Raw genomic sequence first — 25,622 nt, 5'->3', positions numbered from 1 at the left:
AACCCCCAATTTAATACTTACGATTAGTAGTTGGTCTTAATTATAGACCATAATAATGAAATTCACAACAGAAAAATTTGTTTCTACGAAAAGTTTATTGTTCATTTTTGTCGTACTATGTTATGATTATTAAGATGAGCAAAGTATATACTAGTAATTAAAGTTCGATAGAGGTGAAACGAAATGCAATATATTATGTCATTCATTTGGGGAATTTTGTTAATTTCTATGTTAAGCTACGTAGTTGGTTCTATTTTAGGAATTACAGTTTTTGACTTTGTTACAACTTTAGTAGTTGCTGTTATTTTCACAGTACTCGTTTGGGTTGTAGCTGCGATTATTCCTAGCGAATCTCCAAAAGAACTTAAAGCAGATCAACAATAATCTATTCAACAGCTTTGACAAGCACAAAAAAATTAACGAATGGGACTCCTAACTTTCCCATTCGTTTTTTATTTTTCTAACTATTAATTTATGCAATTATCGGTATAGGTATTCGCTTGAACATAATAGCCAAGGAATAGATAAACAGGTGGATACTTCCAAGATTTGAGTATATTGGTCAATATCGAACTCATAATAGTCAACCTGAAGTGGATATTAGACATTCTATGGAACTTATTAGTCAAACAATCAAAATGAGAGGCTGCGATTTACTTTATTAGTCAAAATCGAACTGATAATAGTCAACTTGGGGAAGATATTAGTCATTCTTTGGAACTTATTAGCCAAGCAAACAAAATGGGGGGACAGAGATTTACTTTATTAGTCAAAATTGAACTGATATTAGTCAACCTAAGGAAGATATTAGTCAATCTGTGGAATTTATTAGCCAAGCAAACAAAATGGGAGAACTGTGATTTGCTTTATTAGTCAAAATCGAACTGATATTAGTCAACCTCAGGAAGATATTAGTCAAACTTAAGAACTTATTAGCCAAGCAAATAAAATGAGGGAACTATGATTTGCTTTATTAACCAACTCGAACTGATATTAGTCAACCTGAGGAAGATATTAGTCAAACTTAAGAACTTATTAGCCAAACAATCAAAATGAGAAGCTTAGATTTGCTTTATTAATCAAAATCCATTTTATTTTCGCCTATTTTAAAAAAACGGCTGAGCAAAAAGAGCTCTAGCCGTTTTCACACGTACTTCATTCGCCTTTTGCTACTACTAATTGACCTTCTAGTAATGAAACCCTCATCATCTCGCCTGGAAGAATTTCTCCCTTTAACAACTCTCTTGCCACAGCCGTTTCAACATGTCGTTGCACAAATCGTTTTAATGGTCTTGCACCAAATTGTGGGTCAATACCGTTTTCTACAACCCAATTTACCACTTCATCATCCACGATTAGCGTAATTTCATTTTCAGCTACTCGTTGTTGCAATTGTTTAATGTATTTCCAGGCGATTGTAGTAAAGTGTTCATCCGTCAATGCATGGAATAAAATAATATCGTCTATCCGGTTTAACAATTCTGGCTTGAAATGTTTTCGAAGTTCTCTCATTACAACATTTTCAACCTCTTCGTCAACATGAGAGCCTGCTTCCAATAAATACTGAGAACCGATATTGGATGTCATAATGATAACCGTATTCGTAAAGTTTACAAGACGCCCTTGGCTATCCGTAATCCGACCATCATCTAAAATTTGAAGCAAAATATTCGCCACATCTGGATGGGCTTTTTCAATTTCATCTAATAAAATAACAGAATATGGATTGCGACGTACCGCTTCTGTCAATTGTCCGCCCTCTTCATAGCCAACATACCCTGGAGGTGCACCAACTAATCGTGATACACTATGTTTTTCCATATATTCGCTCATATCAATGCGAATAAAATGATCTTCTGAATCAAATAATTGTGCGGCCAATGCTTTTGCAAGCTCCGTTTTCCCTACTCCAGTTGGACCAAGGAAAATGAAGGAACCGATTGGACGGTAAGGATCTTTAATGCCAGCACGTGCACGCCATACAGCTTCTGTTACGAGTTTCACCGCTTCATCTTGACCAACGACTCTTTCATGGAGAGTATCTTTTAAACGCAATAATTTTTCCCGTTCACCTTCCACTAATTTTGTAACTGGAATTCCAGTCCATCGAGAAACAATTGTTGCAATTTCTTCTGCTGTAACTTCTTCTCTTAAAATCCGATTTTCTGAAGCATTGGCTAAAGTTTTTTCTAATTGTTTGATTTCTTTTTCCACAGCAGGAATTTTTCCGTATTGGAGTTCCGCCAATTTATTCAAATCTTGCCTGCTCTGTGCATCTTCAAACTGACGGCGGTACTCATCCAATAATGCCCTTTTTGTTTGCAGTTGCTCCAAACCTTCTTTTTCGAATTGCCATTTCTTTTTTAATTCTTTTTGTTCATCTTTTAGTTGTTGTAATTCTATTCTAAGGGCTTCTAAACGTTTTTTACTCGCCTCGTCCTTTTCTTTCATTAACGCCTGCTCTTCTATTTCCAGTTGCATCACGCGGCGAGTCACATCATCCAATTCTTGGGGCATGGAATCGATTTCCGTACGAATCATTGCGCAAGCTTCATCAATTAAATCAATGGCTTTGTCCGGTAAAAAGCGATCTGTAATATAGCGATTGGCAAGCTGAGAAGCAGCTATTATCGCACGGTCATGAATTCTTACTCCATGATGCAATTCAAAACGTTCTTTTAAGCCCCTCAATATCGAAATCGTATCTTCAACAGAAGGTTCTCTCACCATCACTTGTTGAAATCTTCGTTCTAAAGCTGGATCTTTTTCAATATATTTACGATATTCATCTAACGTAGTCGCCCCGATACAATGAAGTTCACCACGAGCAAGCATTGGCTTCAAAATATTCCCAGCATCCATTGAACCTTCTGCTCTACCTGCACCAACAATCGTATGAATCTCATCAATAAATAAAATAATGCGCCCATCTGATTCTCGAATTTCTTTTAATACGCTTTTTAAACGTTCCTCGAATTGACCACGGAAACTAGCTCCAGCAATCAATGAACTCATATCCAATTCCCAAAGAATGCAATCTTTCAATCCTTCTGGCACATCTTTACGAACAATTCGTTGAGCCAGCCCTTCAACGATTGCGGTTTTCCCAACGCCAGGTTCTCCAATTAACACTGGATTGTTTTTCGTTTTTCTGGATAAAATACGAATCACATTTCGAATTTCCTCGTCGCGACCAATAACAGGATCAATTTTCCCTTTTTTTACTTCTTCATTTAAATTGCGACCAAATTTTTCTAATGCACTTCGATTATCTTCCTGTTGTAATTGCATCCAATCACCTCTTACGTTTGACCTTCTTTGACTAACTTGATTATAAGATTACGATTATGGAAATGCAAAAAATATCTCCAAAATTATTCAAAAAAAAGTAGATTAATGTGGTATTATATATATAGGTTTAAATGTGTGTCGTTGAATGGAACCGACAAATTAACATCATTATTAAGGATGTGATGAATAGCATGGTCTTAGTCGATATGGTTCCTATGAATTTTAATTCGCTATTTGCAGAACATGGTCTGTTATTGAAAATAGATAAAGGAAATCAAATCTTCCAGGAAGGTGAAAATGCAGAAGAACTTTATCTTATTCAAAAAGGAGCCGTACAATTAAGCAAAGAAACAGAAAGCGGTAAAGAATTGACTCTAAGAATTTGCGGTCCTAACTCCATGATCGGTGAATGTTCTGTTTTTGGTCCTCCTATCAATCATACAATGACTGCTAAAGCAATGATGAATACTGAACTTTTGTCCATGAAAAAAGATTCATTAGAAATGCTTTTAACTGAGCAACCGACATTAATGATTGAATATATTAAATGGCTACAAAATGAACATCTGAAAACCCAAAGTATTTTACGGGATTTAGTGATGCACGGTAAAAAAGGAGCTCTTTACTCAACCCTCATTCGACTTGCCAATACTTACGGCAAATTGAATGAAAACAACGATCTTTACATTGATTTCAATTTAACGAATTCGGATCTTGCCAATCTTTGCTCCACAAGTCGAGAAATGGTGAATCGTATGCTGAATGATCTAAAAAAACAAGGAGTTATTTCATTTGATAAAAGCATCATTACCATTCACAATTTAGAGTATTTGAAGAAAGAAATATGTTGCGAAAACTGTCCGCTATCCGTTTGCCGCATTGATTAATCAAATTAGAGGGACTGTGAAATAGACAGTCCTTTTTTTATATATTTGGATAATATCCAGACAAGTTAATATCTTTTCCGCACAAGTTGATACACTATTTGCACAAGCTGAATCCTTATCTACACTAGTTGATACGCTATCCGCACGAGGCTAAAACCTATACACACAAGTAAACACTTTATCCGTACAAAGTAATTCCTCGTCCTCTCAAGTTGATACACTATCCACACAAGATTGAATCTATACACAAGTAAAACACTTTATCCGCACAAAATGTTTCCTCATACACACAGGATTATCTACACAAGTTTTAATCATATCCGCACAATTTTAATCCTTCCTACTAAGTATTAACCAATCCAAAAAAAGAGCGAATTAGAAAACCCATTGTTTTTCCAATTCGCTCTTTTTCATTTCATAAGGTGTCGGAAATGCCTAATTCGTACTCATCTTTTGATTATTAGTTTATCCAAATTATATAAAGAAATGCATATATTAAATTATTATGATTGCCCCAGTTGTATTAGCGTATTCCTAGAGCCATTTTTGCGTAACGGGACATCATATCTTTATTCCACGGTGGATTCCAAACAATATTGACATCTACATCTTTTACTTCAGGCAATTCGCTTAATACCGTTTTGATTTGATCAACAATGACAGGACCAAGTGGACATCCTAGAGAAGTTAATGTCATTGTAATTTTACATACTCCTTCATCATCCATATCCACATCATATACTAAACCTAAGTTGACAATATCTATACCTAACTCAGGGTCAATGACGTTTTCCAAAGCGCCAAGAATACTTTCTTTCATATCCGCATCCATTGCCATCTCTCATTGCTCCTTTCGTCCAAAATGATAACCATTCTCAATCATCATACTATACAATCGACAAAATTACAAAAATTTAATTTCCTGTTAAATGCTTCGCGAGGAAATCAGTCACAGCTAATACACCGCTGCGATTCACTTTATGTCCTTGATTTTCATCCACTATAAATTGCAAATTCTCTTGTTGCTGATAGTATGGACGTATTGATTCATAAAAATGTAGAGCATTCTCAATTGGTACTGTTTTATCTTTTTTGCCATGCCAGAAAATCACAGGACGGTTGTTTAATTGTTCTGGTGTTTTTGTTATATCATATTCAGAAAGCATATTATGTATCTGTTCGATTTGTTCATCACTAAAAGGAAGTTTTGCTCCTAACTTTTCAAATTCTTTCAATTGGTAATCTGCAAATGCAATATATCCTGGAGCACCCATACATACCCCAGCCGCATCAATCCAATTATATTTCTTTAAACAGCCGCATGTAACAATTCCACCCATACTTGTACCCGCAATACCTATTTTCGTTGGTTGGAATCGAGACTGTATTTCATTGTATATCTTGCCAACGTCTTGTATAGAATTCACTACGATGCTCCAAAACTTTAAGTTCATTTTTTCTTCCGATATTTGCTCACTTCTTCCACCATGAAATAGAGCATCAGGCAAAATGACACGAATCCCTTTTTTCACTAATTGATAAGCATAATGTAAATTGTGCTCTTTCGCACTTAAAAATCCATGTAAAAAAATAACAATAGGTGAATACTCATTCATTTCTTCGGTATAACAATGGATGAGCGGAATATCTTCCCATAATTCATCATTTATTATCATTACATTCACTCCTCAAAGGCTATCTCTTGTTATGTTAACAAAAAATATCAATAGAGACAAAATTTTGACGTACACGTAATGTCACGATAAAATCGAAAGAACAGAAAGGGGACTTTCTATGAAACAACATTTAATTGTATTAGACTTGGATGGTACTTTATTAACGGACAATCATGTGATTTCTCCAAAAACAAAACAAATATTAATGAAAGCAAAAGAAGCTGGACATCAAATTATGATTGCCACAGGAAGACCATTCCGTGCAAGCAATATTTATTATGAAGAATTGGGATTAACTACTCCGATTGTCAATTTCAACGGAGCTTATATACACCATCCGAAAAACCCATCTTGGCAAGCAATCCATTCCCCAATTGATATGAAAGTTGTACATGATGTCATTGACTCAGTAGATAAATATCAATACGAAAACTTAATTGCTGAAGTGATTGATGATGTTTATATTCATGTGGAAGATGCAACGATGATGGATATTTTCAAAATGGGTGACCCAAAAGTAAAGATTGGAAATTTACGTGGAAACTTAAGTGAAGACCCAACGAGCTTATTGATTCATGCTAATGAAAAAAATGTACCTTTAATTCGACAACACTTACAAGAAGTGCATGCTGAGCTGATTGAACATCGCCGTTGGGGAGCACCTTTTAACATTGTTGAAGTAGTTCGTAAAGGGTTAAATAAAGCAGTCGGTGTTTCCCTTATCGCGAAAGATTTAAATATTCCACGGGAACGAATCATTGCCTTTGGTGACGAAGATAATGATTTAGAAATGATTGATTACGCCGGCATTGGGGTTGCAATGGGAAATGGCATCAGTGAATTAAAAAACATCGCCAATGAAGTAACAGGAACGAATAACGAAGATGGCATTGCGAACTTCTTAATTGAAAGATTAAAATTAAAATAACACATTGTTGTTTTCCACGGAAAATCAACACCCTTCTTACTAATTTTGAAGAAGGGTATTATGATTTTTTAAAGGATGGAAAGGAGAGGAAAAGATGAAACTATTTACGGATAGCGGTAGTGATTTACCTAAAGAATTCTATGAAGAACATGATGTCACATTATTCCCGCTGCGTGTTCACCTGAATAACAAAGAATATGAAGATGTCATTGGCATCGACCCTAAAGAACTATACGAGGAAATGAGAAAAGGAGCTACTCCAAAAACCTCTCAAGTATCACCAGAAGTCTTTTTAAATACTTTTGAGGAATACGCAAAAAAAGGCGAAGAAGCAATATATATAAGTTTTTCTTCCCAACTTTCCGGCACGCATAATACCGCAGTAATGATTGCAATGCAATTAAGCGAAAAATATCCAGATTTCAAATTAAAAGTGATTGATACAAAATGTGCATCCCTTGGACAAGGGCTTGTTGTAAAAAAAGCAGTGGAATTAAGAGATGCTGGAGTTCCTTTTGATGAACTTATTAAAGAAGTAGAGAATTATGCAAAACATATGCAGCATATTTTTACCGTAGAAAATCTCGATTACTTAGCTGCGGGGGGCCGAATTTCGAAATCAAGTGCATTTTTCGGAGGTCTTTTGAGCATTAAACCTATTTTACATGTGGATGATGGCAAACTCATCCCTATAGAAAAAGTTCGCGGCAGAAAGAAAGCACTCGCACGAATGGTAGAAATTATGGCTGAACGCGGCGGTGATTTTTCTAATAAAATTGTAGGAATTTCTCATGGAGATGATTTGGAGGCTGTCAAGGAAGTCCAACAGATTATTGAAGAGAAGCTGCATCCAAAAGGTTTTGATATAACGATGGTTGGTGCTGTAATAGGTTCCCATTCTGGTCCAGGTACACTTGCTATCTTCTTTACAGACAAAGATTATTAAGGTCAAATAACAAAGCACCTTCAAATTAGACGAAGGTGCTTTTTTTATTGGCAAAATATACACTATTTATATTGTCACGTTTTGTGAAATTCATCATACTCTTCACTTACTCTTGATTGGCTCCTTCGCCAACAACTCGATTTCATGTAATTCAGTCGGATTGTCAAAATCGATGCTATAATGTTTGACCCGCTTATTCACAGGAACAATCTCATAGCTAAATTGGAGTGGGATGACTGGAGCTTGTTCTTCCATATATTGCTGCCAAATCCGAAACTGTTCTGCACGATATGATTGATCAAATGCTTCTGGAGAATCGATTTTTTGAATCGTCTCCTCTAAAAAGTCAGACGTAAAACGGCTAAAGTTAAAGGCATCGGATTTTCCATACAAGCCGGCTGGCGAAGGATTTGTCCCCGTTCCCCATGCAGCCATAAAGACATGGATTTCTGGATCATCTGCCTCCACTTTATCGTAAAAAGCATTCACTTCAATCGGTCTTCCTGTCGTTAAAGTGACATTTAATCCAACATCCCGCCAATTTTGTAAGTAGTAAGCAGCAATTTCATCTTGAATGGTATCTCCTGCCATTGTCGCAAACTTGATTTCCAGCTTATTTCCCTTTGTGTCTTCCCGGAAGCCATCCCCGTCAATATCGATGTAACCTGCCTTGTCTAAAATCTTTTTTGCCTTTTCGGGATTATACGTATATCCTTTCAGCATAGCATCATGGTAGGTTTTAAACGCTGGAGGAATCAATGAATTCGCCCGTTGACGAAAATTGAAAAAGAGCACTTCGCAAACCGCTTCCACATCCAACGCATACCCCATCGCTTGCCTTAAAGCCTGATCTCCTACAGGTGTGGAATTTAAATCAGTCACCACTTCTCTCTTTTTCGGGTCCCATTTTCCCAACTTAAATCCTAAATAGGAATAATATAATTCTGGCCTCCCTAAAATATCAATGTTGTTAAACTTCTGGATTTCCGGCCATTTTGTTGCAGTGAATCCTGACACAATATCATACTTTCCAGCCCCAATCGCAACAGATACTGAGCTGGATGGAACAACCTCCACAAAGACACCGTCCAATTTCGGTTCGCCTTTCCAATAGTATGGATTTTTCACAAATTGCACAGATTCCCCAGGAACAATTTTATGAAACTTGAATGGCCCGAGTGTCACAGGATTTTTTCGAACGGCGTCGCTTTCAATTAACTTCTTCACAGGAATGCCTTTCAGCTGATGGCTGGGTGCCGCATAGGTCCATAAACCGTCCCCGCCGGAAAATATCGCAGGCGACAACTTTTTGAATCGGATTTCCAATGTGCGCTCATCGATTTTCCGGATGCCGGAGATGGTTTTCGCTTTTCCTTCGTGGTATTCTTCCACCCCGATAATATTCTTGAATTCCGTATCATATCGGACGCCCGTATAATCAGGATGGGCAATAATTTCGTAAGGCAAAATCAAATCTTCTATTTTGAGTGGCTCACCATCGGACCACCGGACACCTTCACGAATAGTAATGGTCACTTTATTCTCTTCCTGATCCACTATCATGGATGCAATGCCCTCATCATTGATTAAAAAATCGCCATCCATTTCAAAAATGGCATTTGATGCATAGCTCATAATGGCAGCATCGTAGCGGTTTTCATAAAGTTCAGCCAAAAACACTCCTTGGAAAGGTTCATCTTTCACAATCCCTACTTTTAAAATACCTCCTTTGATTGGTGTTCCTTCATTTGTAACGGAAGTCGGCAATGTGATATTTTTTGAATAAACATTCGAATTCATTAGTGCTGTTATGATGATAATCGTGATGCAGAGTAATAATATTTTTCTCATGATGTCCTCCCTTGGTGCTGTTTTAGTTAATATTTATCAATAAATAAAACAATTCATTGACATCATCCATTATCCCAATCGCTGCTTCACATCCACCGATTTCCTTAAAGCTTGGCCGATATAATTGATGGCAAGCATCATGAATAAAATTAATAAAGATGCCGGAAGCCATACCCACCAATATTGTTGCAATACGGCTGGATTATTGGCATAGCTCACTAAGGTCCCTAATGAAGGGGTTGTGGGCGGCAAGCCAAAACCTAAATATGAAAGACCAGTTTCAATGCCGACGTTGCCCGCAAAATTCAATGTTAACTCAACGATTAATAATGAACTTAAATTTGGCGCCACTTCCCTCCGAAGTATGACAAAATCGCTCGTTCCAAGTGTCTTCGATGCGCTCACATAATCCCTTTTGCTTTCTGATAATGCCTTTGAACGAACAAGCCGGGCTGTTCCCGTCCATAAAAAGAGGCTCATAATCAGAATGAAAGAGGTTACCGAATATTTTGGCACAAGGGTTACAAAGACAATGATAAATAACAATGAAGGAATCGTTACGAAAAAATCAATGATTCTCATGATGATATAATCCACCCAGCCGCCGAAATAACCACAAATGAGACCTACCACAATGCCTATAAAACCAGTGATAAGCGTGATAGCAAGAGCAATGGATACGGAGTTTCTGGCGCCAATGATTAGTTGTCCCAAAATATCTTTTCCGCCCTGATCTGCACCTAACAAGTACTTCTCTCCCGGCCGACTATAACGGTCGTACAAATTAATGCGCATCAACTGCTCTTGATCAATGAAGAAAGATGCTATAAAAACAAATAGAATGAACAAAACTAATAAAAAGAGCGAAACCAAGGCGATTTTATCCTTTTGGAATTCCCGAAAAGCAACACCTATTCCTCGTGGACGACCATTTTTTCGATATCGCTTCTTCTTACGTCTCATTTTTCCACCATCCCCTCCTCACTATTCAATTCGAATGCGAGGATCCACAATACTTAAAATAATGTCGGAAAGCAAACTACCTAGCAATGTTAAAAAACCATACAGCATCACTAAAGCGCAAATGACGCTATAATCCCTTGAGGCAATGGAACTGACAAATAATTGTCCCATTCCTGGGTAGCCGAAAATCGTCTCAATAAATATAGATCCGCCAAGAAGTCCGGTAATGGTAAATCCTAAAAAAGCTGCAATCGGAATAAACGAATTTCGCAAAATGTGCTTCGTATAAATTTTCCTTAACGGCACGCCTTTGCTTCGGGCCGTTCGTACATAATCCATTGTTTTTGCATCGATGATTTCCGAACGCAAATATTGAATCACACCGGTCGTACCGAGAATGGCATACGTAATGGCTGGCAGTAGGATGTGATAAAAACGGTTCCATATGTACTGGATGGTTCCTGGTTCAACTTCGATATCTACGCTTCCGCTTGTTGGAAACCATTGCAATTTGTAGCCGAATATATATAAAAACAACAGAGAAAGTACAAACGTTGGAATGGCATAGGTGATGAAACTATAAAACACAATAAATTTATCTAGTCTTGACTGTTGGTATCGCCCCGCTAAAATCCCAAGAGGAATGGCTATTAGATACAATAAAATGACGCTGACAAAGGATAGCCAAAAGGTGTTCAACGCCCGTTCCCCAATGAGAGAAGTCACATCCCGCTGAAAAGTATAGCTCTTTCCGAAATCACCTTGCAGCGCATTTTTTACCCAGCGAACATATTGTATTGGTAAAGGGTCATTTAATCCCAATTCTTCCTTCAATTCTTCAATTCGTGCTGGGTCAGTTTCGGGTGTAATCATACCTGTAAATGGATCCCCCGGCATCATCTTTGCCATCACAAACACGATGATGCTTAAAGCAATCAGTTGTGGAACCATAAGAATGAGACGACGTACAATGGTTTTCCACATCTATACGACCTCCTTTACGCTCGAAGCCGAAACGTAATGGGTATCGGAAATCGGAATTAAATCATACACTCGTCCATTTTCATCAAAAGCTTTATGAATATGCTTTTCATACACTTTTTCAAACTCTTGTCGAGCCCATTTCCTTTTTTCCCTTCCCACAGGAGTTGTCGCCGGAATGGAATTAAGCAATCGCTTCGTGTAAAGATGCTTTGGATTTTGGTAAATATCCTGCTTTGTGCCGCATTCCACAAACCTTCCTTTATACATGATAAAAATATAGTCACACATATGCTTGACGACTCCTAAATCATGGGAGATAAACAAATAGGTTAATCCAAATTCCTTCTGCACATCTTTCATAAAATTGAGCACTTGTGCCTGTACAGATAAATCAAGAGCTGAAACCGGTTCATCAGCAATAATTAGCTTTGGATTCGTTGCAAGGGCTCTTGCGATATTGATGCGCTGCTTTTGTCCTCCTGAAAATTCATGTGGAAATTTTTCTTTTGAATCGCCCGGCATGCCAACTATCGCAAGAAGTTCATCAATTTTTTTCCTTTCTTCCCTAGGAGTTAAGTTCAAAAAATTTCGAATCGGTTCTGCAAGGATATCAGCAATCCGTTTTCTCGGATTTAAACTGGAATGGGAATCTTGAAAAATCATTTGCACTTCTCGATGAAAATGGGAGGTGCGAGATTTCCTCTCCTTCGTCACATCTTCCCCTTCAAAAAGGATTTTTCCCGACGTTATTTTCTCAAGGCCAATGATCGCTTTTCCCGTTGTCGATTTCCCACATCCAGACTCTCCCACAAGCCCGTAAGTTTTCCCCTGTTCGAACTCCATATCTATACCATCTACCGCATACACCCAATCAACGATGGAATTAAAAAATCCACCCCGAATCGGATAATGCACTTTTAAATCAATGATTTGCATGAAGCTCAAACTGCTTCCTCCTTCAATGATTTATGGAGCTTTTTCATGTTGAAAATTGAAATACTTCCAGCATGTGCACTTCACAAAATGCCCTTTTGAAATTTCGTGGAATATCGGTTGTTCTTCATGAGCATCTTTTGGAATCCATGGAATGCGAGATGCAAATCTGCATCCTGTTCTTGGTAAGTGGGTTAACGATGGAACGATTCCTTCAATGGCGTTGAGGCGTTCATTTGTGGAGTGGAGTTGTGGCATCGAGTTAAATAATAATCGCGTATATGGATGCTTTGGACTGGCAAACAATTTTTGTACTGGTGCTTCTTCAATGATTTCTCCCGCATACATCACCATCACCCGATCGGCCATTTCTGCAACAACCCCTAAATCATGGGTGATCAATATGATGCCTGCTTCTGTTTCATTTTGCAATTCCTTCAATAAATCTAAAATTTGCGCCTGTATCGTCACATCTAGAGCCGTTGTCGGTTCATCAGCTATAATTATTTTCGGTTTACAAGAAATGGCTATTGCAATCATAACCCGTTGCCGCATTCCCCCGGATAATTGATGGGGAAATTGCCTAGCAACTTGTTCAGGTTTTGATATACCGACTTGTTTTAATAATTGTAATACCTTTTCTTCCCGTTCATCACGAGAATAGTCAGTATGATAGGTTAACGCTTCTTCAATTTGATCACCAATTCGCATTAAAGGATTCAAGGCAGATAAAGGATCTTGAAAAATCATTGCTATTTCTGCACCGCGAATATGATTCATTTCCTCTTCTGAACATTCCAAGAGATTGCGTTCTCCAAAAAGGATTTTTCCCGTCACCCGCGCATTCTGTTCATGGTGGAGACCGATGATGGCTGTAGCAAGAGTACTCTTTCCACAGCCCGACTCCCCAACAATTGCAAGAATTTCGTTATTTTTTAATGTGAAGGAAACCCCATCCACCGCATCATAAAATGTATCATTTATTCGAAATCCAACATGTAGATTTTGAATGGCCAGTATGTCCATTTTGGGAGAGTCCCCTTTCTTGCAATTGACTTTAATGAAGTGTATGAATTGAAAAGAAGAAAATTAACCTAATTACATGAGAGTTAGTATCTTCTCAATGAATTTTCTACAAATGGGTTATTTTCAAAAATACCTACAATCTTCTCATCATTTTTCTTCGGCATCCTTGCTATTCAGTCATAAAAAAAACGAAATCAAAACTAGTTGATTTCGCTGAATTTTGAATTATCCTTGAGAACGTTTGCGTTTTCCTCGTTTAATTAAAGAAATGATAAAGACGATGAAAATTATATAAACGAAAGCCATCGCTAGAATATATGAAATATTGATTCCTTGTTCATCAATCACTTGATAAATTTCAACAACTTCTCGGTCTTGGATAATTCTAAAAATCCCGTCTTCACCTTCACGGAAAATTTCACTATTTAACATTCCACGAAGCTCTTTATTTTCTCCAACAAACTCTTTCGGAATTTCAATCTTTTCGCGCATTCCTGTGTTGTTGATGACAATAATCCAATTTTCATCCTCAGAAGAACGCTGGAAAACAATTAATCCATTTTTATTTTGAATTAGATTGAAATCTCCTCTGCGTAGAGTTTCCGATTTATTACGCAACAATTGGATATCTTCAATATATTTTTTTAATTCTGTTTCTGTTTTAAAGTTATAAATTTGATGAGCTTCAGGTCCAGCTTTACCGTTCATGGCAATCTCGGATCCATATTGCATAACCGGTACGCCCGGAAGTAGCAAAGTTGTTGCCAATGCCATTTTTAATCGAGTTGGAGGATAAATTTCCGCAGTATATAGAAAACGATCTGTATTTACACTGTCAATCATAATTTGCGTAGGGATTTCCTCTTCTCCCTTTGCATAGGGTTCAAAATGTTTCAATAAATCGGATGTATCTTCATCAATATTTTTAAACGCATGGCTAAAAATTTGGCTTACTTCATCATAAAATTTCGCATCAAATCGAGCATTGCTTTCAGTATTTGAAATCACATAAATTTGTTCATTGACTGATTTAATTGCATCAATCATCTCATTTAAAAATTCTGTATCGGCAATATCGAGATTTGTTAAACGGATACCATCAACATCATATGTAGAAGCAAATTGGACAACAGCATCAATTAGCTCCTTTTGTACTTCTTCATTTTTTAAATCCCAGCGAAGTTTTCCATTCGCTGTCCCTACAATCCAAGAAGCTTTTTTAGGATCTTTAGCCCATTCATGCTTTTCACTTACATTTGTTAACGGAAAATCTACCATAATGGACATGCCATTTTGTTTCACAATTTGAATCAACTTTTTGAACTCTTCTTCTGTCCCAAAATTGGGTTCCAATTGATGGTAACTTGTCACCATTGAACCGTCATAAGATTCTGTTGCAAAGACGGAGCCGATGGAAACAATCGTAAATCCCATATCTTTAATGTCAGAAAGTTTATCTATAATCCCTTGAAAATCCCCACCAGCGAATTTTTCTGGATTTTTTGGATCGGTCTTCGAAATATCGTCATTTTCATTCGTCGCATTAAAATAACGATCGACTAATAAATCGTATATACTCTCATCAGCAATTGAACGGGGTTTTTCAGCGCTTGCGATAGGCGTTGAGAAACTTGCAAATAATAATGTTGCCATTGCTGTCGTTCGAATCCATTTACTGAGTTTCAACATAATCCCTCTCCTTTAAACCAATCAACGACATTTTACCAAAAATATAGATACAACTCCCAATAAAACATAAAAGTTTAATAAAATGCGCTTATTTTTTGTCTAAAGTGTGACAAAAAATATAGAACCCCTCATGGTTATTCGTTCTTTTTATCTTCGAGTCCAATGAATTCTTCATTTCTATGATTACTCGGTTTTTGCAAAAAAACAAAAAGAATAAAAAGTAACATTAAAACAATCACAAATACAAGCATAACGATTGGAATCATAGCACATTCCCTTTCTTTTTTCTCATATTTGTTGAAATCATTTTAGAGTAATTGAGCAATAATTTCTATCTACAAACTAAAAAAACGCAAAGTATAAAATATACTTTGCGAACTCACGAATGATTAAGCTAAGAAATTCATTCCCATTGGTAATTTAAAGCCAAAGAATAACGTTAAAAATAAGAATACTGCAAATAAAACCCAAAATATTGTTGTTGGTTTGTCTTTAGCTTTACGAACAAGAACCATCTCCATCATACCAATCACTAAAATACCTAAAAGCAATTTGATTCCATAATTCAAGCCTTGACCGTAGTCCATTGCTTCAATAAATAAAGCTCCACCCGTAATGATAATGAGGATATAAAATAAGCGTAATGCCATTTGCAATCCTTTGTTTGGTTTAATGGCAGCAATTAAAAACAAAATAATTCCAACAAACCATGTTGTGATGTGTAAATGCGTTGAACTTGTTAAAAAATCCATCTACTTCCCACCTCATCGTATATTTCATAGATTATCCTAACACGTGAATAGTTTCTATTCAAATATAATACTTCTTTTTATTTTGTATTTATTTTAATAAAGAGAAAAAGAATCCGCAAGTTATCGCTGTTAACACAATCATTGCGGATTCAATTTCTTACCCTCTATTAAATTGATTCAAAACGATTTGTTAATGTACCAATACCTTCAATCGATATCTTCACTTCATCTCCAGCTTTTATAAATTGTGGAGGATTCATTCCTTTCCCTACCCCGGCAGGAGTCCCTGTTAAAATAACGTCGCCAGGTTCTAGTGGAACATGCTGAGAAATAATCGAAACCAACCGATCTACTGGGAACATCATATCTTCTGTATTTCCATTTTGGCGTACTTCTCCATTCACTTTCGTCACAATCGTCAAGTTTTGGGGATTTGGAATCTCATCTTTCGTTACAATGTATGGTCCCATTGGGCAAGTAGCATCCAAACTTTTACCTAAAAAATATTGTTGGTGTCTCTGTTGAATATCACGGGCTGTGATATCATTAGCAATCGTATACCCAAAAATATAATCATAAGCTAATTTTTCAGGTATATCTTTTCCGAATTTGCCAATGACAACTGCCAACTCTCCTTCATAGTCAAGGGAGTCCGTTTTTCCTTCATGCACTGGTAAAACATCGTGGTCTGCAGCAATCGTCGTCGGTGACTTTGTGAAAATGACTAAATCAGATGGAGCAGCTTCCACTCCCATTTCCTTTGCATGTTCATCATAATTTTTGGCTACACAAATAATATTTTTTGGAGTTCTTGGAATTGGCGATAACCATTCAATTTTGCTAAATGGTAATTTAAACTTTTCAACCTCTCCTGATTTTTCTGCTACTTCTACTAATCTTCTAATTTTTTCAACAAAATCATACCCTAATGCAATGCCTTCAATAATCGTTTGCGGAAACGATGGTAGCACTTGAAGCGTTTCTTGAATTGCTAACACATCCCAAACTGCTTCTTCTTTTTTTACTTTTGGACCAAACTTCACTTGATTATTGAATTTAAAGGATAAAATTTTCATTCGTAATAGCCCCTTTTCATTTTCACAAATTCTAATAAACTACGAAGCGTAGTATTAATAACATATTACATGAAAATCATTTATATTGCTCAATTTTCCGTAACGTTTTTTCCATAAGTGATGCGTTTTACAGCTTTTTCAAGCGGTCCTTGTTGATATTTCAAAAACCACAATTCAGATAAGGCTAACTGAACGACATAAATACCAATGGCGATAACAATTCCCATCATTACATCCACTTTTCCATATAACCCAAAACCGAAATTGTAAAATAATAAAGTGCAAATGATAGACTGCATGATATAGATAGTTAATGACATGCGTCCTACTTTAGCGATTGGGCTTAGTAGTTTTGTTGCAAATGGTATGAGACAAAGTACGACAATTAAAGACGCATACCCTACGGCTAATATGGGCCCTCCTATATAAACTCGGACATACTCTAATAAATAAGTACGCGTTACATGAAAAGGCACACTTTTAATAAAAAGCCCTCCAGCAATACAAATAATCGTTAGTATAATCCACATCACTTTCAATTCTTTTGCCCGCTCAACTAAACGCCACTTAGCAGCTGCTGCTCCGATCATCATATATGGCAAAATTGTAAACAACGCGCTAATCCACATACCTGGAGCCATTTGAACCGCTAAATCATTTAAACGTTGGAAAAAGGCATCAGTCCAAGTTCCAATACCGTAAGCTGTAATCGCATTATTAATTGCAGTAATATCGACATGAGGAGTTTCAAACTCTGCATTCGCTATACCTGCAATGGCATATAAGGAGAGGATGAAGAAATGCAATAGACCATTCATTGCTAAAGCAACGGTTAGCAACCATCCACTCTTTAATTTCAAACATAAAATTAAGAAAAATCCGCAAAAAGCATACATCGTAAGGATGTCTCCCCACCAAATAAGAAACGCATGCAACAATCCAATTATGAATAACACAACGAGACGTTTTGTTGCGAAAGGATAAAATCTCGTACCGGTTTGCTCAGCTTTGATCCACTGCATCGCTAAACCATAACCAAACAACATCGAAAATAAAGGATAAAAACTGCTTTGTACATAGATATCTAATGTTTGATATAACATTACATCCTGATAATCCGTAAACCAGCTATGCAAGTCAAGAATGTGGGGAAGCGGCAGGGAAAAGGCAAAGATGTTCACTATTAGAATGCCAAGCAAACTAAATCCCCTCATAATATCAAGGGTATGAATTCTTTCATTCAAAGACGTTGGTTGAAACACTACATTCGACCTCCTAAATACAATTAAACTATCATTTTCATGCAATTCTTACAAGAAGAAACGTCGAATGTTTATTACACCAGAGCTTCCAACTGTATTTCTTTCCCTGCCTCAAATAAGTAAAGCACCTTTTCATCTACTTTGATTTGTAAAATCTTTTCCACAGCTTCCGCATAAAGGCGAATTTGCACACTATAACGCTTCGACATTTCAGCTATTAACGCTTCCTCTTCATCAAAAAACGGTAATATTTTATCCGTTTTGTAATCGAGCAACACCCATTTTCCGTCATAATCTTGCATTAAGCAATCGACAATCCCTTGGATCATTTGAGAGTCGCCTTCCGCATCGGACACACTTAATGTAAACGGTACTTCTCGATACAATTTTTTCGCGTTGCTAAATCGTTTTCCGATTGGCGTAGCAAAAAAGTGCAATAGTTGTTCAATTTGGATAGCTTTCATCTCTTCTTCTCTAATTAATTGTTTTTCAACTAACGTTTCAAGGAACCGTTGTGCTTCTTCCGTATTGATAAACCCTTGTTGCGGTACATGTTGCATCACGGTATGCATCGCTGTACCAATCTCTGTCGCAGTTAATTGTTTTTCTTGCATAAAAATTGGCCGCTTGACGAATGATTTTTTGCGATTTTTATAATAAATTCCAAAGTACTCACTCTCATCTTCTTGCTGCAAGTTTTCAATGCGCTTCATTTCGGATACACTCGTTTTAGATTTTTTCTTAGTTGCTCTTTCAAATGGATAAATATGAGTAAATCGACGTTCCAATTCTTGCAATAAACTGTCATCTACTTCTTTCTTTGCAAGTTCGTTTTCCGTTTCTTCCATTTTCTCCTGTTTTTTCATGAATGAATCATTGGATATGACGCTTACTTGCCAAGTGGATGGATGTTGTATCGGCGTATAGTCTGTATCACTAAAATCTTTAAACGATGCATGTCGACTAATTGCTGGACCAATCCAGTCAAGATAATTTCGAGCTCGAGCCCTTACATAATCCGGCAACATTTCATCTTGAGCCAAACTTTGAACTTCACACCAATTTTGCTTCGTTTTCTCCCAATCTTTCACAGAGCCGACGAGAACGAGCTTTTCTTTTGCGCGGGTCATCGCCACATATAAAATGCGCATTTCTTCCGCTTTCATTTCTAACTTTTTCTTTTCCTTCATCGCTAAAAATGGCAATGAAGTATACATAATTCGATTGTCTGGGTCTATCGCTTTAACAGCTAAACCGTACTCTTGATCAAATAAATATGGTTGATTGAAATCCATTAGATTAAAATTACTACCTAATCCAGCTACAAATACAACGGGATACTCAAGCCCTTTCGAAGAGTGAATCGTTACTAAACGAACAACATCATCCTTCTCTCCAATCGATTTTGCAATTCCTAAATCATCCCCGCGGGATTTCATGCGATCGATGAATCGTAAAAAGCGGAATAATCCCCTGAAAGAAGATTTTTCAAAACTTAATGCTCGGTCATGCAGCGCTCGTAAATTAGCTTGACGCTGTTTACCGTTCGACATCGCGCCTACCATTTCATAATAATTTGTATCTAAATAAATTTGCCAAATTAGATCAGATAGACTGCCTCTGCGTGCTAAATCTCGCCAATTATCCAATTGTTTTAAAAACTTTTCAAGCTTTGCTTGTGTGCCTGTTTCAAGGCCTGAATGCTCTTTTTCAACAAATATTTTTACAGCTTCATAGAAGGATGCTTGCTTTTCAGTTAAACGAATGAGTGCCATTTCATTTTCCGTTAAGCCGACAAATGGAGCTCTTAATACAGAAGCGAGCGGGATATCCTGGTACGGATTATCAATGACTTTTAATAAATTAATCATGATCATCACTTCAAGCGCTTCAAAATATCCTTTGGAACTTTCGGCATATAGAGGAATATTTGCAGCTTTAAATTCTTCAATAATATCGTTCGACCAGGTCATTGATCGCATGAGAACGACGATATCGCTATAACGCATTGGGCGCATTCGCTTCCCTGGGTCTTTTTGCTTCGTATCGTACACTGTTGCACCAGCATCCATCATTTCTCGAATGCGTTGGATAATGTAACGAGCTTCTTGTTGAGATTTTTTCATTTCCTCTTGGATCATTAAATCAATATCCTCTTCTTCATTATCAGTAGAAGTATCTGGCTGTTCTTCATAAATGATTGCTAATTCCACTGGAACTTCGACATCATCATATGGTGCGCTTGGTTTTAAAGCTGCTTTCTCATCATATTTAATTTCTCCTACCTTCTCACCCATCACTTGCTCGAATATATAGTTCGTTCCGTATAGAACTTCCTTTCGACTGCGGAAATTGGCATTTAAATCGATTTTCAAACCGCTCGATTTCGGCTCTTCCTCAAATGTTAAATACTTATTTAAAAAGAGCATTGGTTCAGCCAATCGGAAGCGATAAATGGACTGCTTTACGTCCCCTACCATAAATAAGTTGCCGTTACTCTCATCGCCGCTTTTAACTAATTGCAAAATCGTTTCCTGCAGCATATTTGTATCTTGATATTCATCGACAAGCACTTCTTTAAAGCGCTGTTGGAATTCGATTGCTACAGGAGATGGTTTTATTTTCCCATCCTCTTCTATCGTTAATATTTCAAGGGCATAATGCTCTAAATCTGAAAAATCTACAATCGCTTTTTCTAATTTTGCTTGTTTAAACTTTTCATCGAATTGAAGTGTTAATTTTACCAATGTTTCAATTGTCGGAGCCATGAGCCGAATTTCTTCAATGAGCCGCTCTGGTTTTCTAGCAAAATACGTATCTTGAATTTTTTTTACGATGTCTTTTGCTTTATTTCGCTTATCTTTCGCTTTCTTTTTTAATTCTTCATCGCAAGAATCTTTCGCCACCCTTGCTAAAGTTGACCATTTTAATGTAGAAAAGAATTCGTATGCTTCTTGCCAAGAAGAGCGAATGCGACGAGATGCCTCTTGAATGAGCGCTAAATCCAATTCCACCGTTTCTCCGTATGGAGCCGGACCATCTGGCATTATAGCATATTTACGAACCGTTAAAAGGTGAGACCTTGCTTCCTCCAATTGAAACTCTATAGCACTTTTCAAATGCTCAATAAAAGGTAAATCATCTACTGTCACATCATTCGGAATCTGATATTGTTCCACTAGAGAATGAAGCCATTTTTTTGGCTCGGGATGTACTCGAGCAGTATCGTATAATTGATCAATCAAAACTTCGATATCTTGGTCATCTCGATCGGACGTAAAGCTATCCACTAACCGATAAATACGGTTAACTTCGTTTTCATCTTCAGCACTATAGGCTTCCTCTAGCACATCTTTTAACACATCATCCCTGAGTAAAGAAATTTCTCCTTCACTGGCAATGCGGAATCCCGGGTCAATATCGAGTAAATAAGCATATTGCCGAACAATAGATAAACAAAAAGAGTGCAGTGTAGAAATTTGCGCTTTGTTGACAAGGCTCAACTGCTTTCGTAAATGAGCATTATGGGGGTCTTTCGCAATTTCCTTCTCAAGAGCATCCGCTAAGCGGTGGCGCATTTCCGCAGCTGAAGCATTGGTAAAGGTAACGACAAGGAGTTCATCCACATCAATCGGGTTTTCTTTTGCAATGACCTTTTCGATCATCCGATTAACGAGCACCGCCGTTTTTCCTGAACCTGCAGCAGCGGAAACAAGAATATCATGTCCCGTTGCCCAAATGGCTTTCCATTGTTCATCGGTCCATGTAGCGTCTTTCGGCTTAGTTGGAATTGAGTTCATCGTCATTCAACTCCTTTCGAATTTTTTCTACGACATTTGGCATTTTATCTGCCTGCAACAGTTGATATTCACCGTCTGTCGGGTCAAATTGGCATACCGACTTAAATTCGCAATAATCACAAGCAGTTCGATCTTTTAACTTAAATGGTCGAATTGAAGTATCACCACTTAAAATGGAATCCCCTGCTTCCCTATGTTTTTTGCGCACAAATAATCGCAACTCTTCCATCGCTTCAGGCGGCACAACTTTCGAAGTTTTGGAAAATTCCTGTTTTTTCGTTATCGACACCGGAATAATAATCGACTTGCCATCCTCTTCTAAACGCTCGTCCATCGCAATCACAGCCTCTTGATTTTCGGATAACAACCCTTTCATTTTGTACATTTTTAATCGTTCTTCTTCGATTTGTAATTCATTTAACTCCTGCTCAATTTTTAACAAAGGATTTTGCACATGGACGTATAGGACACCCGCTGGCATTGCCGGTTCTTTTAGTAAAATCAATGAATTTTCAACGGCTACATCTAAATACGTTAATAATTGCAATGATAAGCCGTAATACACTTCATTTAAATCTAAATCTCTGCCAGAAGATTTATAATCGATGACACGCAAGTAGGATGTTCCACCAACTTTTGCATGGTCTATTCGGTCAATTCGCCCTCTCAATTTCATTTTTCGTCCGCCGTTTAATGCTATTTCTAAAGGCGGTAATTGTTCATTTTTGCTAGGGCCGAAAGACGCTTCCACAGCTATTGGCTTAAAGGTTGAATTCTTTGCATGCTGTGATAGGGCAATCATCGTTTTTTCAACGATGTGCATCAATTTCCGTTGAATATAGCGATAGCGTGAACTGCTTAACAAGATTTGGTGTGAAAAAGCCGGTACAATCTGTTTTACAGCTTCTCGTGCAAGATGGGCACATTGTTCTTTCGTTAATTTATTCCATGGCAAATTCAATCGGCTTGTCTCCTTCGAAATCCACTTTAAAGCTTCATGGAACAAATCCCCCATCTCAAATGTTTCTAAACGGAACTCCGGACGTTGTTGCAAGCGAAGACCATAGGATGCAAAATGGGCAAATGGACAACTAAAATACTTTTCAATTCGTGAAACGCTGGAGGTGAAGTCATCCCCATATAATGCTTCCGTCAAATCTTGAGCCAATTTTTCTGAAACATTTTTTTCTTTCAACGGTTTCATTACAACTTCAAGCACTGGTTTCCATTCATCACTTTGTTCATAAAACGTTTTTAGCGCTCTCCATTCTGGTGCAAGCTCCATTGATTCCGCTTGTTTCAATTGAGTCATTAAGTAAGCTAACGATGTTCTCGGATGTCGTAAGTAAGAAAGCACTTTTTCTTTATTCCATTCTTCAATCGGGTCAATAAAAATTCTTTCATGAGGCAATGTGTATTGTCCGTTTACTTCAAATAAGTTGAGCAACCGTTGTACATAAAGAGATGGTAATAAAGCTTTACTCTCCTCATCACTGCTGGAATATGTGACATATAAACGGTCTGTAGGGGAAGAAAAAGCACGATAAATATAAAAGTTTTCTTCCATGAGTCGATGCTTGGATGATGGGTACAATTCCACATCAATTCCTGAAAACCATTCCCTGTCCATATCGTTTATGAATCCTTCATAGTCAATACGCATTGGATATACTCCGTCATTCACGCCAATGACGAAAACAACTTTCATATTGTCAAAACGGGAAAACTCCACAGTTGCAACAGTCACTTCGTCAACAGCTGGAGGAATTTTTGAAAATTTCAGCGTGTCAAATCCCTCATCCAAGATTTTAGCGGCTTCTTCAATCGTTAAAGACTGGTCTCCAAACATGATAGCGAATTGTTCAAGTACGTTTACCCACTGGTTCCATGCCTGATCATGTTCCATCGCTTCTTCCAGTTTGCCTTCTTCCAGTTCTTGATCTTTTAACGCTTGAAGCTTTTCATAGATTTGCAATTCTTCAACGGTTGTAAATAGAGCCGTTGCGATTTCTTGTCCATTACGAGCCTTCTTTAATTGTTTTTCAAATTTTAATAAAGGTTCTCGAATGTAACCCTTCATTTCATCGATAATCGCTTGTATCTTTTCTTCTTCATCGGTTTGTTTCGTTGTCACAAACTCTAAACCTCGATATTTTTTATACATCCAACGGTCGTCTTGCATCCATCGGTCTCCATAAATTCCTTGAGCAATGACGAAGTTTTCAAATACATCCGCTTTCTCTCTTAATTCTTTTACATTAGAGTTTAATGGGAAAAATAAATCTGTTTTTACACTACGGAAAATCGGTTCATATTTCCAATGAGACGTAATCACTTCTAAAATAGAGCGGCTAAATTCAATTAACGGATGATGCAACATCGATTTTTTCTCATTGGTAAAAACAGGAATATCATATTGTGCAAATATTGTCGAAATTAGCGGATCATACACATCTGCTTGTCGATACATAATCCCGATATCACGATAACGAATACTTTCTTCTTGCACTAATCGTTTTATTTCCCGGGCAATGCCATGAACTTCAGCACGCCGATTTGCTCCTTCAATAATCTTGATAAAACCTTCTGCTTCGATTTTTTTTGGAGTTAGCTGATAAAATTGCTGTTCCACATGAAATAAATCTCGATTTTTATAGCGGTGAGTTGTTTCCAAATGAATTCTCGGTTCAATTTCGATACCTAATTTTGTCGCTTCTTGTTTTAATTTGTCGTATGTGAGAGCAGCACGATAAAACACTGCTTGTTCATTGTGTTTATCTTGTTCATCTTCAAAAGGAAGAACAATGCTAACTCTTTTCGTTAAAGATAAAAGCTGCTTGACAATTTCAAACTCACGCACTGTAAATGATGTAAATCCATCGATATATACATGAGTGTCTTTCAATTTTTCAGAGTATTTCATTTGCTGGATAAGGAAGGGATATAGTCCATCTCCTTCTACATATCGATCCCCTAAAATTTCTTCTAATTTTTGTATTATGATTTGTAAGTCTTTAGATTTCGCAATTAGTGTATGAGGAGCTTGGGCTTGTTCAAATTTTTCAATTGCTTCTTTTAATGCGATACTATCGATATTAAACTGATTAAATTCCTTCATTATCTTCTCAATTTCTTCGGTAAATCCTCGCTTATCAGCAGCTTGTCGGAATAAAGTAAAATGGTCTTTATTTTCTTCCAACAATCTTCTAAGGAGCATTCGATATCCAATTTTATCAACTTTATCTTTTGCGATGCCTCCCGTTTCTTGTAATACGTGCCAGGATAATCGCTTAAAAGTCATTACTTGCGCACGAATCAACCCTTGAATATCATAGTGATTCGTTAGCTGGTATTCCGTAGAAAAAGACATTTGGTCTGGCACAATTAAAAAAATCGGTGGGCCAAAGGGATTAGATTTTACCTCTTCCACAATTTCTCGATGAATGAGGGCTGTTTTCCCTGTCCCAGCTCGTCCGCTAATAATTCGTAATGACATGTTGCTCCTCCTTCAATTTCCTCTTGCTTTATTGAAAAATAGTATTTTATTTATTATAGTAC

At 37.1% G+C, this 25,622-nt stretch carries 18 protein-coding genes; 4 read left to right on the top strand and 14 right to left on the bottom strand.

Translation table 11 applies throughout. The annotated features are described in order from the left end of the window. Nucleotides 1-183 precede the first annotated feature (183 nt). On the top strand, nt 184-384 hold the full coding sequence (locus UtA1_RS06980; RefSeq protein ID WP_016838218.1) for a DUF2929 family protein: 201 nt from the start codon (nt 184-186) through the stop codon (nt 382-384). Nucleotides 385-1,155: 771 nt separating this feature from the next. Here UtA1_RS06980 and UtA1_RS06975 read toward each other — a convergent pair. Then, nucleotides 1,156-3,291: an ATP-dependent Clp protease ATP-binding subunit gene (locus UtA1_RS06975; protein WP_096550512.1), complete on the bottom strand. Its 2,136-nt coding sequence runs from the start codon at nt 3,289-3,291 to the stop codon at nt 1,156-1,158. Between the two features lie 179 nt (nt 3,292-3,470). Here UtA1_RS06975 and UtA1_RS06970 point away from each other — a divergent pair, with 179 nt between their 5' ends. After that, nucleotides 3,471-4,178 carry a Crp/Fnr family transcriptional regulator gene (locus tag UtA1_RS06970; RefSeq protein ID WP_408647337.1) on the top strand — a complete coding sequence of 236 codons (708 nt, stop codon included), beginning with the start codon at nt 3,471-3,473 and terminating at the stop codon, nt 4,176-4,178. A 523-nt stretch (nt 4,179-4,701) separates the two neighbouring features. On the opposite strand, the gene UtA1_RS06965 is transcribed toward UtA1_RS06970, so the two are convergent. Together UtA1_RS06965 and UtA1_RS06960 are read right to left on the bottom strand one after the other, a co-directional pair. Continuing rightward, nucleotides 4,702-5,016, bottom strand: a complete 315-nt coding sequence (locus tag UtA1_RS06965; protein WP_016838215.1) for a metal-sulfur cluster assembly factor — start codon at nt 5,014-5,016, stop codon at nt 4,702-4,704. Nucleotides 5,017-5,092: 76 nt separating this feature from the next. Next, nucleotides 5,093-5,854: an alpha/beta fold hydrolase gene (locus UtA1_RS06960; protein WP_096550510.1), complete on the bottom strand. Its 762-nt coding sequence runs from the start codon at nt 5,852-5,854 to the stop codon at nt 5,093-5,095. A gap of 118 nt (nt 5,855-5,972) precedes the next feature. Between UtA1_RS06960 and UtA1_RS06955 the strand changes: the two genes are divergently transcribed. After that, nucleotides 5,973-6,782: a Cof-type HAD-IIB family hydrolase gene (locus UtA1_RS06955; RefSeq protein ID WP_096550509.1), complete on the top strand. Its 810-nt coding sequence runs from the start codon at nt 5,973-5,975 to the stop codon at nt 6,780-6,782. A gap of 94 nt (nt 6,783-6,876) precedes the next feature. Next, nucleotides 6,877-7,728 (top strand): DegV family protein, encoded by an 852-nt coding sequence (locus tag UtA1_RS06950; RefSeq protein ID WP_016838212.1) that lies wholly within the window; start codon nt 6,877-6,879, stop codon nt 7,726-7,728. Between the two features lie 102 nt (nt 7,729-7,830). On the opposite strand, the gene UtA1_RS06945 is transcribed toward UtA1_RS06950, so the two are convergent. The 11 genes from UtA1_RS06945 to addB all read right to left on the bottom strand — a co-directional run bounded on the left by UtA1_RS06945 (nt 7,831) and on the right by addB (nt 25,560). Further along, nucleotides 7,831-9,579 (bottom strand): oligopeptide ABC transporter substrate-binding protein, encoded by a 1,749-nt coding sequence (locus UtA1_RS06945; protein WP_096550508.1) that lies wholly within the window; start codon nt 9,577-9,579, stop codon nt 7,831-7,833. A gap of 69 nt (nt 9,580-9,648) precedes the next feature. Beyond that, nucleotides 9,649-10,542, bottom strand: a complete 894-nt coding sequence (locus UtA1_RS06940; protein ID WP_096550507.1) for an ABC transporter permease — start codon at nt 10,540-10,542, stop codon at nt 9,649-9,651. A 21-nt stretch (nt 10,543-10,563) separates the two neighbouring features. Then, on the bottom strand, nt 10,564-11,526 hold the full coding sequence (gene opp4B / locus UtA1_RS06935) for an oligopeptide ABC transporter permease (protein ID WP_096550506.1): 963 nt from the start codon (nt 11,524-11,526) through the stop codon (nt 10,564-10,566). Beyond that, nucleotides 11,527-12,471, bottom strand: coding sequence for an ATP-binding cassette domain-containing protein (locus tag UtA1_RS06930; protein ID WP_096550505.1), 945 nt, complete (start codon nt 12,469-12,471; stop codon nt 11,527-11,529). 21 nt (nt 12,472-12,492) lie between these two features. Next, on the bottom strand, nt 12,493-13,485 hold the full coding sequence (locus UtA1_RS06925) for an ABC transporter ATP-binding protein (protein ID WP_096550504.1): 993 nt from the start codon (nt 13,483-13,485) through the stop codon (nt 12,493-12,495). Between the two features lie 225 nt (nt 13,486-13,710). Beyond that, a complete protein-coding gene (locus UtA1_RS06920; protein WP_096550503.1) occupies nt 13,711-15,174 on the bottom strand; it encodes an alpha-amylase family glycosyl hydrolase in 1,464 nt (487 codons plus the stop codon). Between the two features lie 389 nt (nt 15,175-15,563). Continuing rightward, a complete protein-coding gene (locus tag UtA1_RS06915; RefSeq protein WP_016839267.1) occupies nt 15,564-15,926 on the bottom strand; it encodes a DUF1516 family protein in 363 nt (120 codons plus the stop codon). Nucleotides 15,927-16,093: 167 nt separating this feature from the next. After that, nucleotides 16,094-17,002, bottom strand: a complete 909-nt coding sequence (locus UtA1_RS06910) for a fumarylacetoacetate hydrolase family protein (protein ID WP_016839266.1) — start codon at nt 17,000-17,002, stop codon at nt 16,094-16,096. A gap of 89 nt (nt 17,003-17,091) precedes the next feature. Beyond that, on the bottom strand, nt 17,092-18,264 hold the full coding sequence (locus tag UtA1_RS06905; protein ID WP_232019914.1) for a DUF418 domain-containing protein: 1,173 nt from the start codon (nt 18,262-18,264) through the stop codon (nt 17,092-17,094). 74 nt (nt 18,265-18,338) lie between these two features. Next, nucleotides 18,339-22,064, bottom strand: a complete 3,726-nt coding sequence (gene addA / locus UtA1_RS06900; RefSeq protein ID WP_096550502.1) for a helicase-exonuclease AddAB subunit AddA — start codon at nt 22,062-22,064, stop codon at nt 18,339-18,341. Beyond that, on the bottom strand, nt 22,045-25,560 hold the full coding sequence (gene addB, locus UtA1_RS06895) for a helicase-exonuclease AddAB subunit AddB (RefSeq protein WP_096550501.1): 3,516 nt from the start codon (nt 25,558-25,560) through the stop codon (nt 22,045-22,047). The genes addA and addB overlap by 20 nt, the downstream gene beginning before the upstream one ends. Nucleotides 25,561-25,622 lie beyond the last annotated feature (62 nt).

Source organism: Ureibacillus thermosphaericus (assembly GCF_002370195.2).
Taxonomy (GTDB): domain Bacteria; phylum Bacillota; class Bacilli; order Bacillales_A; family Planococcaceae; genus Ureibacillus; species Ureibacillus thermosphaericus.
This window is presented reverse-complemented; position numbering and strand designations above follow the sequence as displayed.

What these genes read in the sequence shown, in the direction of transcription:
- UtA1_RS06980 (WP_016838218.1), top strand. Translation starts at nt 184, where the DNA reads ATGCAATATATTATGTCATTCATTTGGGGAATTTTGTTAATTTCTATG.
- UtA1_RS06975 (WP_096550512.1), bottom strand. Translation starts at nt 3,291, where the DNA reads ATGCAATTACAACAGGAAGATAATCGAAGTGCATTAGAAAAATTTGGT.
- UtA1_RS06965 (WP_016838215.1), bottom strand. Translation starts at nt 5,016, where the DNA reads ATGGCAATGGATGCGGATATGAAAGAAAGTATTCTTGGCGCTTTGGAA.
- UtA1_RS06960 (WP_096550510.1), bottom strand. Translation starts at nt 5,854, where the DNA reads ATGATAATAAATGATGAATTATGGGAAGATATTCCGCTCATCCATTGT.
- UtA1_RS06955 (WP_096550509.1), top strand. Translation starts at nt 5,973, where the DNA reads ATGAAACAACATTTAATTGTATTAGACTTGGATGGTACTTTATTAACG.
- UtA1_RS06950 (WP_016838212.1), top strand. Translation starts at nt 6,877, where the DNA reads ATGAAACTATTTACGGATAGCGGTAGTGATTTACCTAAAGAATTCTAT.
- UtA1_RS06945 (WP_096550508.1), bottom strand. Translation starts at nt 9,579, where the DNA reads ATGAGAAAAATATTATTACTCTGCATCACGATTATCATCATAACAGCA.
- UtA1_RS06940 (WP_096550507.1), bottom strand. Translation starts at nt 10,542, where the DNA reads ATGAGACGTAAGAAGAAGCGATATCGAAAAAATGGTCGTCCACGAGGA.
- opp4B (WP_096550506.1), bottom strand. Translation starts at nt 11,526, where the DNA reads ATGTGGAAAACCATTGTACGTCGTCTCATTCTTATGGTTCCACAACTG.
- UtA1_RS06925 (WP_096550504.1), bottom strand. Translation starts at nt 13,485, where the DNA reads ATGGACATACTGGCCATTCAAAATCTACATGTTGGATTTCGAATAAAT.
- UtA1_RS06920 (WP_096550503.1), bottom strand. Translation starts at nt 15,174, where the DNA reads ATGTTGAAACTCAGTAAATGGATTCGAACGACAGCAATGGCAACATTA.
- UtA1_RS06915 (WP_016839267.1), bottom strand. Translation starts at nt 15,926, where the DNA reads ATGGATTTTTTAACAAGTTCAACGCATTTACACATCACAACATGGTTT.
- UtA1_RS06910 (WP_016839266.1), bottom strand. Translation starts at nt 17,002, where the DNA reads ATGAAAATTTTATCCTTTAAATTCAATAATCAAGTGAAGTTTGGTCCA.
- addA (WP_096550502.1), bottom strand. Translation starts at nt 22,064, where the DNA reads ATGAACTCAATTCCAACTAAGCCGAAAGACGCTACATGGACCGATGAA.
- addB (WP_096550501.1), bottom strand. Translation starts at nt 25,560, where the DNA reads ATGTCATTACGAATTATTAGCGGACGAGCTGGGACAGGGAAAACAGCC.